Below are 340 nucleotides of genomic sequence, written 5' to 3' on the forward strand. Positions count from 1 at the left end.
GCGATATCCAGCTCGATGCCAATGGCCAGCTGAGCATGGCCCAGGCCAGCGCCGGGGGCGATGTGCGCATCCGGGCGGCCGGTATCGAAACCCAGGGGCCGGTGCATGCCGGCAAGCAACTGCAGGTGGAAAGCCGTGGTGACCTGGTCAACCGTCAGGGGCTGACCGCGGCAGGTTCGGTGCAACTGGACGCGGCAGGTCAACTGAGCAACCTTGGGGGCATCCAGGCCGGCATCCAGGCCGATGGCAGCCGCGCGGCCGACGCCGACCTGAAGATCAACGCCGGAGCCGTGGACAACCGCAACCAGCGCCTGATCGCCAGCGGTGACCTGACGCTGAC

The 340-nt window shown here is 68.2% G+C and carries 1 protein-coding gene; it reads left to right on the forward strand.

Annotated features, from left to right (window positions below):
- Nucleotides 1–340, forward strand: a 340-nt coding sequence (locus LU671_RS29400; RefSeq protein ID WP_232857821.1) for a hypothetical protein, incomplete at both ends; no start/stop codon positions are given.

The organism is Pseudomonas sp. NMI760_13 (genome assembly GCF_021283245.1).
GTDB classification, from domain to species: Bacteria; Pseudomonadota; Gammaproteobacteria; order Pseudomonadales; family Pseudomonadaceae; genus Aquipseudomonas; species Aquipseudomonas peradeniyensis.